Genomic DNA, 13,839 nt, shown 5'->3' on the forward strand with positions numbered 1-13,839 from the left:
CCACCCTCCCCCCCCCCCCCCCTGTTTCTGGTGTTGCCCCCCCCCCCCCCCCCCCCCCCCCCCACCACCACTTCGTCCTCTCTAATTCACTGAAAGCGACACTGGCCTGTGAATGTAATTACTGATAACAGCGACCTGTTCCTCACAGGTTTCAAGAACACCGGGATCTTGTTTGTGATCTCGGCGTTCTTCGCCCTCATTCTGGGCACCATTGTTGCCGGGATGCGCGTCTCCCCGGCACCGGCGATGCGTGCCACCGGCACCTTGTACGTCAACGCCGTCCGCAACACCCCGTTGACCCTGATTCTGGCATTCTTCGCCTTGGGGTATCCCAGGCTGGGGCTGCCGTACATCGATTTCATGACTGCCGCCATCATCGGGCTTTCCCTGTATACGGCAACATATGTTTCCGAGGCCATCAGATCCGGCATCAACACCGTTTCCATCGGTCAGTCCGAGGCCGCTCGCGCCATTGGACTGCCGTTTATGCAGACACTGACATTGATTGTGCTGCCGCAGGCCTTCCGTTCGGTGGTTCCGCCACTGTTCAGCGTGTTCATCGCCTTGCTCAAGAACACCACTGTTGCTGCTGGCTTCTCCGTGGCTGAGGCGGGCGCCATCCGCGCCAACCTCAGCGAACGTGGCGAGGCGCTGCTCCCGGGGCTGCTCTGGGTGGCCTTGATCTTTGTGGTGCTGGTGCTAGGCATTCTGACACCGCTGCAACGCTACCTCGAGAAGAAGTGGAGGATTGCGCGATGAGCTCAGTACTTTTCGACCTTCCCGGCCCCAAAGCCCGGGCACGCAACGTTTACCTGAACATTGCCACCATCCTTGTGGTGGTTGGCGTCATTGGCTTCATTTTGTTCAGGTTCTACGAATCCGGCCAGTTCACGGCCAAGAAATGGGAGATCTTCACCTTCCCCCTCGTTCAGGAGAAATTCCTCCAGGCCGTCGGGGCGACCCTGAGTGCCTTTGCCGTGGGCGCCGTCGGAAGCCTCATTTTGGGCATCCTGCTCGCCTTTGGCCGTCTGGCGGACACCAAGTTGGTCCGGGTGCCGTGCTACTGGTTCACTGAACTGTTCCGGGCTGTGCCACTGCTGATCCTGATGATGATCATGTACTACGGTCTTCCCTCAGTGGGGGTCAAGGGAATCACACCCTTCATCGCCGTCGTGGTGGGTTTGATCCTCTACAACGGATCGGTGCTGGCCGAGGTGTTCCGTGCCGGCATTGAGTCGCTGCCCAAGGGACAGAGCGAGGCCGGTTTGGCTGTGGGCCTGACCAAGGGCCAGGTGCTGCGCAGCATTTTGCTCCCGCAGGCAGTCCGGGCCATGTTGCCGGTGATCATTGCCCAGCTGGTTGTCATCATGAAGGACACCGCGCTTGGCTTCCTCATCACCTACAACGAGATCTTGTACTACGCGAACTTCCTCGGCTCCCAGGGCCAATACGGTTCGCCGGTGGTTCCTGCGCTCATGGTCGCAGCAGTGGTTTACGTGGGCTTGTGCTTGATCCTTTCAGGTATTGCCAAGTTCACCGAAAGCAAGATGTCTTCCCGCGTCAAGGTGATCAAGGCCAAGGTTGGCATGGCCGGCTGATTGCCCTTCACCAACAACTGGCCCGCAGAAAACGGCGAAAATCCGCTCAAATTGAGCGAATTTCGTCGTTTTCTGCGGGCTAGTTGCGTTGCGGAGGGCTAGCTGAGCCAGCGTCGCAGGGCGGCCAGGCACTCACGGATATCATCCGCATGGACGTGCTCGTTGTCGCTGTGGGCCAGCAGGGCATCGCCCGGACCAAAGTTGACGGCCGGAATGCCCATTTCGCTCAACCGCGCCACATCTGTCCACCCGTACTTGGGCAAGGGGGCACGGCCCACCGCCGCAACAAAACTCGCGGCGGCGGGTGCGTTGAGTCCCGGCCGGGCTCCGGCGGAGGAATCGGTGCACACCAGCTCGAACCCGCTCAAGAGCTCACGCACATGCGCCTCAGCCTGGGCTGGCGTCTTGTCGGGGGCAAATCTGTAGTTGATCTCCACCACGCACTTGTCTGGAATCACGTTGCCAGCGGTACCGCCGTGAATCTTGACGGCGTTCAGCGACTCCCGGTAGTTGAGTCCGTCCACGGTGACGGTGGCAGGTTCGTAGGCGGCCAGCCGGACCACAATGGGGGCCGCGGCATGGATGGCGTTCTCCCCCATCCAGGCCCTGGCCGAATGCGCGGCAAGTCCTGCCGTGGTGACCTCAAAGCGGATGGTGCCGTTGCAGCCGCCCTCCACCGTCCCATTGGTGGGCTCCAGCAGGATGCCAAAGTCAGCGTCCAGCAATTCTCTGTTCTCCCGAACCAGACGTCCCAGCCCGCTCTTGACGGCGGCAACTTCCTCATGGTCGTAGAAGATGAAGGTGATGTCCTTCGTGGGCTCCGTCAAGGTGGCAGCCAAGGCCAGCTGCACAGCCACACCACCCTTCATATCGGTTGCGCCGCGACCGTACAGCACCTCACCGTCCCACGCGCTCGGTACGGTCCCGCGCGACCCCGGCGTGGTGGGCAACGGAACGGTGTCCAAGTGTCCTGCCAGGATCACCCGCTCAGCCCTGCCCAGCGAGGTCCGCGCCACAATGGAATCACCGTTGCGGGTCACCTGCAGATGCGGCAGCGGTGCCAGTGCCGCTTCCACCGCGTCGGCGAGCGCCTGCTCGTTGCCTGACACGCTTTCAATGTCCATCAGCGCAGCTGTCAGTGCTGCAACGTCCGCGTGCAGGTCCAGAGCGTACAGAACTTGTGCGACGGCGTTCCCCTCCCCCGGGGCGTCGGGCTCGGCAGCCGCAGTGGTGCCCTCTGTTGTTGGGGCGCTGGAGTTAGTCATGGCCCCAGTTTACCGGCGCCAAAACCTTCAATAACAATTCCTGCCCTCATTCCAATCCGATCCAACCACGGCTCCGAAGTACTTTCTGACAGCCCACACCGCCCAGCAGGATCAGGGCAATGGCATGGGAAGCAAATCGGAGTACTTCCGCTTTCACACTACGGAGAATCATCATGAACACCACCTTGAAGTTTGCAAACCGTAAGAGCCTCAGCCTTGGTCTGGGCCTTCTGGCCATCACCGCATTGGGAATCACTTCCTGCAGCGGCGGAACCACCACCCCCAGCGCCACCTCGGATGCGCCCATGGCCACCAGTGAAGCCCCCATGGCCACCACCGAAGCAATGGGTGGCGAATTGGTTGGCTCAGGTTGTGCCGCATACGCAGCAGCCGTTCCCAGCGGTGCGGGCTCAGTGGCAGGCATGGCAGCTGACCCGGTTGCCACAGCAGCATCGAACAACCCGCTGCTGAAGACCCTGACGGCCTCCGTCTCGGGCAAGCTGAACAAGGACGTCAATCTGGTGGACACACTGAACTCGGGCGAGTTCACGGTCTTCGCACCTGTCGATGATGCCTTCGCCAAGATCCCGGCGGCAACCATTGACGGGTTGAAGACCGATGCCAAGACGTTGACCTCCATCCTGACCTACCATGTGGTCCCCGGCCAGTTGGCACCGAGCAAGGTTGCCGGCGAGCATGCAACGGCTGAGGGTGGCAACCTGGAAGTCACCGGCAGCGGCGACAACTTGATGGTCAACGGCGCCAAGGTCATCTGCGGCGGCGTCAAGACTGCCAATGCCACTGTTTACCTGATCGACACGGTCCTGATGCCCCCGGCAAAGAAGTAACTGCCGCGATCTATCGAACGCATCAACAAATTGCAACACACGTCGAAGGGAATGGGCTCATGGGGACGGACCATGGCAAGGTAGACACCATGCGTTTACCTTGGTTGCGGTCCGTGGAGCCCCTGGCACCACCAACCCATGAGGACCTGATCCGCCTCGTCGCCTTGGGCGACGAGGCGGCCTTCGAGGAACTGTACGACGCCGTTGCACCTCGCGTATTTGGCTTGGTGCGCCGTGTGGTTCGCGACCCGGCACAAAGCCAGGAAGTGACACAAGAAGTTTTCATCGACATTTGGTCCCAGGCGTCACGCTTTGACGCGGACCGAGGCAAGGCAATGTCCTGGATTTTGGTCATCGCGCACCGAAAAGCCGTTGACAAGGTTCGGGCCAGCCAGGCAAGTTCCGACAGGGATCTTCGCCAAGGCATCAAGGAATACCAGGAGAGTTACGACGACGTCGCCGACACCGTCGAGACCCGGATGGAATCCGAACGCGTCAAGATTGCTTTGGCATCACTGACACAACCCCAACAGGAAGCCATCAGCTTGGCCTACTACGGTGGGTACACACACCAAGAAGTTGCCGAACTACTCAAGATTCCAGTCGGTACTGTTAAGACAAGAATTCGTGACGGCATGATCAGGCTCAGGGACAGGTTAGGAGTAGCGTGATGGAAAAGCAATTGCATTTACTCACCGGCTCCTACGCCTTGAACGCCCTGGAGAGCAGCGAACGCAACGAGTTTGAGCGCTACGCACTGACGGACGCTGAAACCCTGGCAGAAGTACGCAGCCTCAGTGAGACAGCTGCCCTTCTTGCCTACGGCACAGCCTCCGAGACCCCTCCGCCTGCGTTGAAGGCAGATGTCATGGCTGCCATTCGCAACACCCGCCAGCTGCCCGCCAGCTCGGTGATGCGCGATATTTCATCGGCCAAGCGCCACCCCTCCCAGAGGGCCACGTCACAGATCAACAAGGGCAAGCGAAACCCCTGGCTCCCAACCCTGAGCGCGGCAGCAGCCTTGGCGATCTTTGCTGGTGTGGGCGTGGGCGGATGGGTTGCAGGCCAAAACGCGACGCAACAGGACATGGAAGAACAGCTCGTGGCAATGCAGGAACAGCAGAAAGCTGTCGCGGCCCAGCAGGAGGCCATGCTCAGTATTGTTGGTTCCCCCGATGCCAAAATAGCCACAACAGCACTTTCCGACGGCGGATCCGTCACTGTAGCGTCATCGGGCAAAGCCAATAGGGCCGCAGTCATGGTCAACGGCCTTCCGGAACTTCCGGCAGACAAGACGTATGAGCTGTGGTTTATCTCAGCAGCCGGTGCAGTTCCGGCAGGTCTCATGGACAGCGCTGACCCGGCAGTCCCTGGCATGCAGGTGCTCAACGGACCAGTGGGCGGCGCAACCCATGTGGGAATCACTGTGGAGCCAGCTGGCGGTTCGCCTGCCCCCACCACAACACCCCTAGTGGTGCAAGCCATTTAAGCGGTCAAGTTTTGCCAAGAATCTCCTTGTCGGGCAATCCGGCAAGGGCGCGGCTCCGAAGTACCACCAAGTACTTCTACCGGAGTAAACCTACGGTAGGCCAAGCAAGCGTTCTAAGGATCCTGATATGGGCAAGCAGAGCACGGTGACAAGGAAATTCCACTGGCGGGCACTTCTGTCCGGCGCAGTCGCGGGAGTCATTTCCGCCGGCATCCTCTTTGCGGTAGCCCAACTCATCTCGGTATTCTTTGGACCTGTGGCATCACCGCTAACGTCTGTGGGATCAACCTTCATTGACTTCACCCCCGGATGGTTGAAGAACTTCGCCATCGCCACTTTTGGCACCAATGACAAAATGGTCCTGCTCATTTCTATGACTGTTGCTGCCGCACTCTTGGCGGCAGTGGCGGGTGTTGTGGCCCGCAGGAGCCTCAAGGCAGGCTCTGCCATGGTGCTTGGCTTTGCATTGGTCATGGCCCTATGTATCATCACCCGCGCTGGGGCCGGCATTTTTGATCTGGTCCCGCTCCTGCTGGGAACTGCAGCAGGCCTTTGGGCGCTGAGGTACCTGAGCCCAGCAAACAACGCCGCAACCAAAACGCACCCGGCTGACACACCAGTGAGCACAAGCCCTGCAGCAGCGGTGCAGCAGGAACCCGCATCTGGCCCCAGCAGACGCTCCTTTATCCTTCGCTCAGCGGCGCTGGCTTCCTTCGCGGTCGTGGTGGGTATTGGTGGAGCAGTCCTTTCCACCACACGCAACGCGGTCGATAAAGTCCGCGAGGCCTTGAAACTCCCCGCCCCCAAGACCAAGGCGGCCACGTTGCCGGCCGGGGTTCAGTCTCCTGTTGAGGGAGTCACGCCGTTTGTCACCCCCAATGCAGACTTTTACCGGATCGACACAGCATTGATAGTGCCCGAGATTGACCCCTCCTCCTGGAAGCTGCGCGTCCACGGAATGGTGGAGGAAGAATTCACCATCGACTTTGACGAGCTCCTGGCCTCTGAACTCATTGAAAGCTACGTGACGTTGACGTGCGTCTCCAACGTTGTGGGTGGCAACCTGGCCGGCAATGCTAAATGGCTCGGCTTCCCCATGCGTGAAGTTCTTGCTCGGGCCAAGCCCAAGGACGGCGCCGACATGGTGCTATCCACTAGCATTGACGGGTTCAGCGCATCCACTCCACTACCCGTGTTGCAAGATGACCGCGACGCCATGCTGGCAGTGGGCATGAATGGTGATCCGTTGCCGTTGGACCACGGTTTCCCAGTGCGCATGGTTGTCCCCGGGCTGTACGGTTTTGTTTCGGCCACCAAATGGGTTGTGGATTTGGAAGTCACCACCTTCGCTGAAAAGGCCGGCTACTGGACATCCCGCGGCTGGTCCTCGCACGGTCCCATCAAGACTTCCTCACGCGTCGAGGTGCCGCGCGCTTTGGGCAGGGTGCCCGCCGGGAAGGTATCCATTGGCGGCAGCGCCTGGGCCCAGACCAAGGGCATCTCCAAAGTAGAGATCCAGCTCGACGACGGCGCTTGGCAAGGCGCGCAGCTGGCGGACGAGGCCTCGGTGGACACTTGGCGCCAGTGGTCGTACATCTGGGACAACGCCCCTGCTGGCACCCACAAGGTACGGGTCCGTGCCTATGACACCACCGGCGAATTGCAGATTGAAGAGCAAGCTCCCCCGGAACCGGACGGTTCCACGGGATGGCATACCATCACCTTCAATGTCACCTAGGAACGCGCTGAACAATTTCATGTGTCGTGGCGGGCTTCTCGGGTTGACCGAGGGGATCGAGCACTGATTCATGCACACAACTGAGGTGGAGGCACTGGCCGGGTAGTTATTTGCCCCGGAGCGTGCTTCCACTTTCTTGTTTGCACATCCGGGTGTTCTACCCCCGGATTCGACCATCGCGTGCCTGTTTCCCGCTCTGCCGGGCTTGCCGTGGACTCTAGCTGCCGCGATTGGCCATGCTGCTTTAACAAGTTAGCAACGTGTTTCTCCCCAAAATTGAGTGACATGTTCCATAATCAATGAGTTGCATGCTTTGGGTGGGGCGTGCGGCGAAGGGACTGGGCAAGCGCCCAGCTTGGCAGGCAAGCCGGACCAGTTCGTCTTGCCAACCACGGGACCAGGGTGGTCACCGGGGTACAGAACAGCGGAGGTCTCGGCTATGTCACGGACGGCAATTGCGCTTCTTCACATGAGGAGCAAATCGAAGCCCACCAAGGTGGGGCATTTTTCCAAGAAGTTAAATCATCTGGCCCTTTTTGTGGCGGTCAGCCTGTGCATGATGGTGGGGGCGGTTCCCTCGCACGCCGCTGACACGACTCCCATGGCGGAGAATCCCGGCCCGGTGGGAAGTTTTGCGTGGAAGGGCTTCAACTGGCAGAAACGCTTCTGGGGCGGAGCCCCGCAATACAACCAAAGTTATGATCCGGCGAACGTCAGCAACCCCGATGCGAACGGCCATGTCACCTTGACGCTGTCCAACCCGAGCGGCTCGGCACCGGCCGGTGCCGAGTTCCAGTCGACGCGGGAAGGGTTCGGCTACGGAACGTACAGCACCACAGTGGAAAAAGACGTCAGTGCGCTCCAGAAAGAAGTGGTCTGGGGCTGCCTGTTCACCTACGACCCGGCGGCGTCACCGGGTTTCAATGAGATCGATGTGTGCGAAGCCTCCGCTTGGGGCGGCGGAGCCAGTTATGGCGAATCCTGGCCCGTCACCCAGGGGCATGGCTACTGGTTCGACGCCGGCAAGCCACCAGGGGAGGGAAACAGCACCATCACCTTTGACGTAACGAACAATCTCATCCTGACGCACAAGATGGTCTGGGAACCGGGCAAGCTGACCTTTGAAACCTATGCCGGTGAGGGCTACTCTGGGACATTGCTCAAGAGGACAGTGATGGAGGGCTCCACAGTTCCCGTGCCGGCCAAGGAAGCCATCCATTTCAACCTCTGGGTAACCGGTGGCGGCGGTGGCGACCCCGCGCATGTGGCCCCCGAAACGGTCACCATCCGTGACTTCAGCTTCACCCCGCCAGCCAGCACCCCATTGACGCTCACTGCCCCGACGCCGACCATCAGCGGGACGTTGTGGACGGGGAGCACCCTGACAGCCAACCCCGGCACCTGGACCACGGGCGCAACCCTGCAGTACCAGTGGTACCGCGCGGGAACAGCCATCTCGGGGGCAACGGGCAAAACCTACAAACTGGCCAAGGCCGACGCCGCCAAGACCATGACGGTGCGCGTCACCGGTTCCAAATCCGGTTACACCACGGTGTCCAGGACCTCGGCGCCTACCGCACCCATCAAGTAGCAAGGAATGTTGCCGGGAGTTGTGAGGGAACGTCCACAACTCCCGGCAACATGAGGCGAGAGGCCTTTCGCTACGCTTTGCGCGCCCGCACAGGGACAATGCGCTTGACAGCCATGCCGAGTGCCAGCATCGCAAAGGCCGCCAGGGCGTACCAGAACAGCTGGCCCGCCCCGGTCAGGGCGAGACTTGCCGATCCTGCTCCTGCGGCCATGGGGACTATTGGGTTGTTGTACATAATGTTTACCAAACTTTCTTCTTGTTAAAAACTGCATCCGCGTATGCCTTGGCGTGAACCAGCTGCAGGAACAGATCAATGACCGTCTCGTACATGGTGGCCGCCAGTAGCATGTACTTCCATCCCCTCAGCCGCAAGGTCACGACGCGTTCGAGCACGAAGACACCTGTCACAGCCGCCCAGAAGGCATGTATGTGCAGGCCCTGACCTGAGCCCAGGGCAGCCGCGATCGAGGAGAAGTACGCGATAGTGACGAGCACTCCGACCATCGAAAGGACCTGCCGCCCCCAGTAGGGGCGGGTGACCTTGGTCCAGCCGTACTGCACACAGTTCTCCACTGCGCCCCTCTTCCACCGGAGCCGTTGGGCCCACAGCTCGCGCCAGGTGGGCATTACTTCCGTGACCAAGGTGCAGTCGGCTGGTGAGGCAATGCTGTAACCCAGGGTTAACAACGCGAATGATAGTTCGTTGTCTTCCGTCAGGACAGAGGTGTCATAAACCCCGCCGTGGCCGTTGCCTGCCGGCAGCAAACCGTTCAATCTGGCCGTTGATACGCCCCTGAGTGTTTGCACCCGGAACAGTGCTGCCGTTCCCGTCACCACCAGGCATTTCCCGTGGAGCCGTTTCACATCCCTGGCGTACCGGGCGTACTCATTGCGTTGCAGGTGACCAACAAAGCCGCCTCCGGGACCGCCACGAAACACCCCGCCCACCGCGCCCAGCATGTTGTCTGCACTCAAATGGCGTACTGCGTTCTCAATAAAGTCTGCCGATAACTGTGAGTCGGCGTCCTGCACCAGGATGAGGTCGTCCGGGTCTGCGCCCGCAAGGAGGCTGCTGAGTGCGAAGTTCGACGCGCCGGCCTTTTTATCCGTATTTCCAACGGTACGGATCACTTCCGCACCGTGGGACACGGCAAGCTGCTGAGTGGCATCCGTGCAGTTATCTGCAATGACTATCACACGGTCAGGCCGGCGCGTTTGCTGGCTGAGCGAATCGAGCGTCTCTATGATTGCATCGGCTTCATTGTGCGCGGGGACTAGAACAGTCACCACCCCGCCACGGGCCCTGTGGGAACCCCGGGCGGATACCGCACCAGTATCCGCCGAAACCGTCGGAAGAATCCCTGCGCCAATCGTGTGTTCGCTGTGCATCGGATTCCTCCCTCTGGTCGTGTTCCCTGCCGTTTTCCCACTATGGCAGTGACAACTCAGCCAATGGATAAGAAACCGTCAGGAAAGGGTCAAGACTGAAACAAGATTGACTCAAGAAGATCCTTAGTGCCCGCTCCAATGGTTTGTTGACAGGTTGGAGCGCCGGCTGTCACCGACTCCACCGCGTGCCGATAAACTGGGACCATGACCCTCACAGTTGCAGCGACAGAACGTTCCGCCCACGGCTTCGGCCTCGCCACCATCACCAACACAGGCGCCGTGCTTGATGTGTGGTTCCCCACCCCGGAGTTGGGGACAGCCACCGACGCCCTCGGCAACGCCCCTGAGGCCAGTGCCGAACTCACAGCATTGGCAGCGGCAGGCGAGGACACCGACCGTGGCGTTGTTCAGCGCGTAGTTTTCGCTCAGATCAACCTGGACGCAGAACCGGCCGACGCCGTGGACGCCTACCTGCGCTTGCACCTGCTCTCACACCGTTTGGTGGCACCGAATAGCATCAATTTGGACGGCGTCTTTGGCCGGCTCGCCAATGTTGTGTGGACCAACTTTGGCCCGGCCGCCGTGGAGGGCTTTGAACTCACCCGGGCCAAACTGCGCCGCCGCGGTCCGGTGACCGTCTATTCCGTGGACAAGTTCCCGCGCATGGTGGACTACGTGATCCCCGCCGGCGTGCGTGTTGCCGACGCCGACAGGGTTCGCCTGGGCGCCCACCTGGCCGAGGGCACCACAGTCATGCACGAAGGCTTTGTGAACTTCAACGCCGGCACGCTCGGCACCTCCATGGTGGAAGGCCGCATCTCAGCGGGCGTCGTGGTGGGCGACGGCACAGATGTTGGTGGCGGCGCCTCCATCATGGGCACCCTTTCCGGCGGTGGAAGGGAGCGCATCACCTTGGGTGAACGCGTCCTGCTCGGCGCCAATTCCGGCGTCGGCATCAGCATTGGAGACGACTCCGTGGTGGAGGCAGGGCTCTACGTCACTGCCGGCACCCGGGTGCGCGTCCTAGGCCCCAAGGACGCCGACGGCGAAGACACAGCCGTTGTAGTCAAGGCCAGCGCCCTCTCCGGCGTGGCCAATCTGTTGTTCCGGCGCAACTCCACCACCGGTGGTGTTGAGGCGCTGCCCCGCAAGGGCACCACCGTTGCCCTCAACGAGATCCTGCATGCCAACTAACTTTGATCCCGCTACTGGCGGGTCCACTCAAGCACTGAGCGGACAACCATGAGCCGAAGCAGTCGGCGCCTTATTGCGTGGTTGAGCGTTGCTGCGCTCGGCGCAGGTCTCCTGATTGGTGGTGGCGTGTGGCTGAACAACGCCTTCAAGGATGCCTTCGCGCCGGGCCTATCGCTGGGCTGCACGGCCACTGTGGGGGAAACAAGCCACCCTCTGGCCTTGGATCAAAGCCAGAACGCGGCCCTCATCTCCGCAGTGGCCCTACAGCGTGGGATGCCCGCGCGGGCCGCATCGATTGCACTGGCCACCGCGTTGCAGGAATCCAAGCTGCGCAACATTGACTACGGTGATTTGGATTCCGTGGGATTGTTCCAGCAACGCCCGTCCCAGGATTGGGGCACCGTGGAGCAAATCATGGATCCCCTGTACTCCGCCAACGCCTTTTATGATGTCTTGGCGAAGGTACCCGGCTATCTTGACATGCCCATTAACGACGCCGCCCAGATTGTGCAGCGCTCGGGCTACCCCGAGGCTTATGCCCAGCATGAGAGCCTGTCGCGGGCTTTCGCCTCTGCACTGACGGGGCAAACACCTCAGGGCCTGAATTGCACACTGCCACCTGTCACCGCCACCAGCACCCCCGAAGCGATGACGGCTGCCATGGCCCCGCTCTTTGGCACTGTGCCATCTAGTTCCACCGCCGCTGAGGACAGCGTCAGTGTGCGTTTCGACGTTGCTGAGGGGGCTGGCTGGATCAAGGCCCACTGGCTGCTGGCAAACGCCGAACAATTCGGCATTTCAAGTATCAGCTATGCCGGGAAAATGTGGGATCGCACGGCAAATGAGGGCGAGCACAATGTAGGTTGGCAAGCTGCTGGTACTGCAGTTCCCGGGCAGCTAGTCGTGGTCATGGCTGCCCCGCCCGTGGCCAAGTAGAAGCTAGCCCCTAAACCAGTAGTTCCACTACTGGTTGCACATAGCTGCAAAACACCTGCGGGTCATCAAGGAGATGGGAACTCATGATCAGGCGGTCTGGTTCTATGAACCAGGCTCGCTGTTCCGCCAAGGGAACTTCCACAATGCTCAGGGTAAACTCCCGTGCCCGGCGGCCCAGTTCCAGTTCACGGTTTTCCACCAAATCAGCCAGAATTTTGTGCCCGCCCAACGTCTCACGCTGGGCAGCCATCAGGGCATACAACTGAGCTTGTTCCCTTGACCACGTGACAGCAGCCCCATAGTGGGCGTGTGCCACCCTTTGCAGGGCAGGCATGCCGGCCAACTCGGGAAAGTCCGGTGGCGTCAGTTTTTGTTGATTGTCGGGGAAGTTCTGCAGGATCCTGTTCCACCAGACTTCCCACTGGTCCCGCAGGGCCTCGGCGCCTCCCACGGAGGAGGTCAGCATAGAGTGGTCCGCTGCTCGAACGGAGGGCGCCACCGGTGAGAGAGCGGGAGTGCCAGCACCATCCAGGCCGGCCACATCCCGAAGGTAGAGGGCCGTGAGCATTGGACTGCAAGTGTCCATTGTGATCCGCCAACCCGGGCCACCTGTGTGATGCATAATTCTTGCCTCCAGCCGCCGCGACTATGGTGCAGCAATCCCTACATCAAGATTACTCCGACGCACGGTACTAGGCACTGCCAATCTCTCCCTCTGACGCTATCGCAGCAATGGCTGGAAAATATGGATCGCTATCGCACCCGACGGCGGCCTCTGCCAGGAAACTGCGACTTGCGGCTTCCGCCAAAAATGCGCCATTGCTGCGAGAGGGACGTCGAAAAATGCACCATTGCTGCGATAGCGTTGATGGGTTTGGCGGGCTAGGCGGCGAGGAGGTCTTGCAGGTGCCGGCGCAGAGTTGCCAGACCCTGCTCAGGGGCCGACCATGCCGGTTGCAGAACCAGACGCAAGCTCAAGCCGTCGAGGATGGCTATGAGCCGTTCAGCCTCGTCGACCGGTACCAGGACCTTGGACATCAACGGGCTGTCCATCAGCTGCAACACCACGCGGCCCACCACTGCCCCGGTGGCACGGTAGTCGTCCTGGGCGGCATCAGAAAGAACTGCGTTGGTGCGGGCGTCCAGCATGAACTCCATACGCACCACGGCGTCCGCACGGCTGAGCTCATCCAGAGGCAGGAGCTCGGCAAGGACGCCGCAGCATTGCTCCACCAGGGCGTCCACCTGTTCGGGCAGCTCATCCGCTTCCAGCGCTTCCAACTTCTCCAGCGCCCGCAAATGAATGCGTTCGGAGTTCACTCGAAAAGCAAACTCCATCAATTCGGCCTGATCATCAAAATAGTGCCGCACCGAGCCCAGTGCCAGACCTGCCGTCTGGGCCACATTACGTAGCGAAGCTTGTGTCAGCCCTCGCTCGGCAATGACATGGAATACGGCGTCGGCTACGAGTTCACGGCGGTGGTCTGCATCAACAATTTTGGGCACACATCTTTTTTAGCACAGATGTTTCACAAATGCTCAATGCCGGGACACGACAGTGCCGTTATTTGCCGGCTGCCGCATCCTTCTTCTTGTCCAGGTACAGCAGAACCAGCAGCACCAGCATGATGACCAGTGAGCCAATGAAGAACGGCAGGAAGACTGTTTTGCCAACCAGCACCATGATCCCCAGCACCACCACCACAATGGGGAAGGCCATGGAGAAGGTGTGCAGCAACAGTGTCGACATTTTCATATTTTTTACTTTCGTCCCGGATTACGCAAAAGAAA

At 60.4% G+C, this 13,839-nt stretch carries 15 protein-coding genes; 9 read left to right on the plus strand and 6 right to left on the minus strand.

Annotated features, from left to right (window positions below):
• Positions 1-108 precede the first annotated feature (108 nt).
• Together ACX80E_RS14050 and ACX80E_RS14055 are read left to right on the plus strand one after the other, a co-directional pair.
• Positions 109-759 carry an amino acid ABC transporter permease gene (locus ACX80E_RS14050; protein WP_459302634.1) on the plus strand — a complete coding sequence of 217 codons (651 nt, stop codon included), beginning with the start codon at positions 109-111 and terminating at the stop codon, positions 757-759.
• The gene (locus tag ACX80E_RS14055) at positions 756-1,598 is read left to right on the plus strand and encodes an amino acid ABC transporter permease (protein WP_459302635.1); all 843 of its coding nucleotides are present in this window, start codon (positions 756-758) and stop codon (positions 1,596-1,598) included. Before ACX80E_RS14050 ends, ACX80E_RS14055 begins: the two co-directional genes overlap by 4 nt.
• A 98-nt stretch (positions 1,599-1,696) precedes the next feature.
• On the opposite strand, the gene dapE is transcribed toward ACX80E_RS14055, so the two are convergent.
• Complete coding sequence (gene dapE, locus ACX80E_RS14060) at positions 1,697-2,863, minus strand: succinyl-diaminopimelate desuccinylase (RefSeq protein ID WP_459302636.1); 1,167 nt, start codon at positions 2,861-2,863, stop codon at positions 1,697-1,699.
• 173 nt (positions 2,864-3,036) lie between these two features.
• Between dapE and ACX80E_RS14065 the strand changes: the two genes are divergently transcribed.
• The 5 genes from ACX80E_RS14065 (at position 3,037) to ACX80E_RS14085 (ending at position 8,529) form a co-directional block, all read left to right on the plus strand.
• Positions 3,037-3,711 carry a fasciclin domain-containing protein gene (locus ACX80E_RS14065; RefSeq protein WP_459302638.1) on the plus strand — a complete coding sequence of 225 codons (675 nt, stop codon included), beginning with the start codon at positions 3,037-3,039 and terminating at the stop codon, positions 3,709-3,711.
• Positions 3,712-3,800: 89 nt separating this feature from the next.
• Positions 3,801-4,382, plus strand: a complete 582-nt coding sequence (gene sigK, locus ACX80E_RS14070) for an ECF RNA polymerase sigma factor SigK (RefSeq protein WP_459302639.1) — start codon at positions 3,801-3,803, stop codon at positions 4,380-4,382.
• Positions 4,382-5,200 carry an anti-sigma factor gene (locus ACX80E_RS14075; protein WP_459302640.1) on the plus strand — a complete coding sequence of 273 codons (819 nt, stop codon included), beginning with the start codon at positions 4,382-4,384 and terminating at the stop codon, positions 5,198-5,200. Before sigK ends, ACX80E_RS14075 begins: the two co-directional genes overlap by 1 nt.
• A gap of 127 nt (positions 5,201-5,327) precedes the next feature.
• Positions 5,328-6,938, plus strand: coding sequence for a molybdopterin-dependent oxidoreductase (locus ACX80E_RS14080; RefSeq protein WP_459302641.1), 1,611 nt, complete (start codon positions 5,328-5,330; stop codon positions 6,936-6,938).
• A gap of 469 nt (positions 6,939-7,407) precedes the next feature.
• Entirely contained in the window at positions 7,408-8,529 is a 1,122-nt protein-coding gene (locus ACX80E_RS14085; protein ID WP_459302642.1) for a hypothetical protein, read from the plus strand.
• A gap of 70 nt (positions 8,530-8,599) precedes the next feature.
• On the opposite strand, the gene ACX80E_RS14090 is transcribed toward ACX80E_RS14085, so the two are convergent.
• Both ACX80E_RS14090 and ACX80E_RS14095 read right to left on the minus strand, forming a co-directional pair.
• Positions 8,600-8,764, minus strand: a complete 165-nt coding sequence (locus tag ACX80E_RS14090) for a hypothetical protein (protein WP_459302643.1) — start codon at positions 8,762-8,764, stop codon at positions 8,600-8,602.
• Positions 8,765-8,769: 5 nt separating this feature from the next.
• The gene (locus tag ACX80E_RS14095) at positions 8,770-9,918 is read right to left on the minus strand and encodes a glycosyltransferase family 2 protein (RefSeq protein ID WP_459302644.1); all 1,149 of its coding nucleotides are present in this window, start codon (positions 9,916-9,918) and stop codon (positions 8,770-8,772) included.
• Between the two features lie 204 nt (positions 9,919-10,122).
• Here ACX80E_RS14095 and dapD point away from each other — a divergent pair, with 204 nt between their 5' ends.
• Positions 10,123-11,112 (plus strand): 2,3,4,5-tetrahydropyridine-2,6-dicarboxylate N-succinyltransferase, encoded by a 990-nt coding sequence (dapD, locus tag ACX80E_RS14100; protein ID WP_459302645.1) that lies wholly within the window; start codon positions 10,123-10,125, stop codon positions 11,110-11,112.
• 48 nt (positions 11,113-11,160) lie between these two features.
• On the plus strand, positions 11,161-12,048 hold the full coding sequence (locus ACX80E_RS14105; protein WP_459302646.1) for a hypothetical protein: 888 nt from the start codon (positions 11,161-11,163) through the stop codon (positions 12,046-12,048).
• Positions 12,049-12,058: 10 nt separating this feature from the next.
• Here ACX80E_RS14105 and ACX80E_RS14110 read toward each other — a convergent pair whose 3' ends face one another.
• From ACX80E_RS14110 to ACX80E_RS14120, 3 genes are all read right to left on the minus strand, one after another.
• Positions 12,059-12,634, minus strand: coding sequence for a hypothetical protein (locus ACX80E_RS14110; RefSeq protein ID WP_459302647.1), 576 nt, complete (start codon positions 12,632-12,634; stop codon positions 12,059-12,061).
• A gap of 296 nt (positions 12,635-12,930) precedes the next feature.
• On the minus strand, positions 12,931-13,554 hold the full coding sequence (locus ACX80E_RS14115; RefSeq protein ID WP_459302648.1) for a TetR/AcrR family transcriptional regulator: 624 nt from the start codon (positions 13,552-13,554) through the stop codon (positions 12,931-12,933).
• Positions 13,555-13,612: 58 nt separating this feature from the next.
• Complete coding sequence (locus ACX80E_RS14120) at positions 13,613-13,798, minus strand: hypothetical protein (protein WP_459302649.1); 186 nt, start codon at positions 13,796-13,798, stop codon at positions 13,613-13,615.
• Between the last annotated feature and the right edge of the window lie 41 nt (positions 13,799-13,839).

This window comes from Arthrobacter sp. TMN-49 (assembly GCF_054511095.1).

Coding starts and splice junctions, on each gene's coding strand:
- ACX80E_RS14055 (WP_459302635.1), top strand. CDS start 756: ATGAGCTCAGTACTTTTCGACCTTCCCGGCCCCAAAGCCCGGGCACGC.
- dapE (WP_459302636.1), bottom strand. CDS start 2,863: ATGACTAACTCCAGCGCCCCAACAACAGAGGGCACCACTGCGGCTGCC.
- ACX80E_RS14065 (WP_459302638.1), top strand. CDS start 3,037: ATGAACACCACCTTGAAGTTTGCAAACCGTAAGAGCCTCAGCCTTGGT.
- sigK (WP_459302639.1), top strand. CDS start 3,801: ATGCGTTTACCTTGGTTGCGGTCCGTGGAGCCCCTGGCACCACCAACC.
- ACX80E_RS14075 (WP_459302640.1), top strand. CDS start 4,382: ATGGAAAAGCAATTGCATTTACTCACCGGCTCCTACGCCTTGAACGCC.
- ACX80E_RS14080 (WP_459302641.1), top strand. CDS start 5,328: ATGGGCAAGCAGAGCACGGTGACAAGGAAATTCCACTGGCGGGCACTT.
- ACX80E_RS14085 (WP_459302642.1), top strand. CDS start 7,408: ATGAGGAGCAAATCGAAGCCCACCAAGGTGGGGCATTTTTCCAAGAAG.
- ACX80E_RS14090 (WP_459302643.1), bottom strand. CDS start 8,764: ATGTACAACAACCCAATAGTCCCCATGGCCGCAGGAGCAGGATCGGCA.
- ACX80E_RS14095 (WP_459302644.1), bottom strand. CDS start 9,918: ATGCACAGCGAACACACGATTGGCGCAGGGATTCTTCCGACGGTTTCG.
- dapD (WP_459302645.1), top strand. CDS start 10,123: ATGACCCTCACAGTTGCAGCGACAGAACGTTCCGCCCACGGCTTCGGC.
- ACX80E_RS14105 (WP_459302646.1), top strand. CDS start 11,161: ATGAGCCGAAGCAGTCGGCGCCTTATTGCGTGGTTGAGCGTTGCTGCG.
- ACX80E_RS14110 (WP_459302647.1), bottom strand. CDS start 12,634: ATGGACACTTGCAGTCCAATGCTCACGGCCCTCTACCTTCGGGATGTG.
- ACX80E_RS14120 (WP_459302649.1), bottom strand. CDS start 13,798: ATGTCGACACTGTTGCTGCACACCTTCTCCATGGCCTTCCCCATTGTG.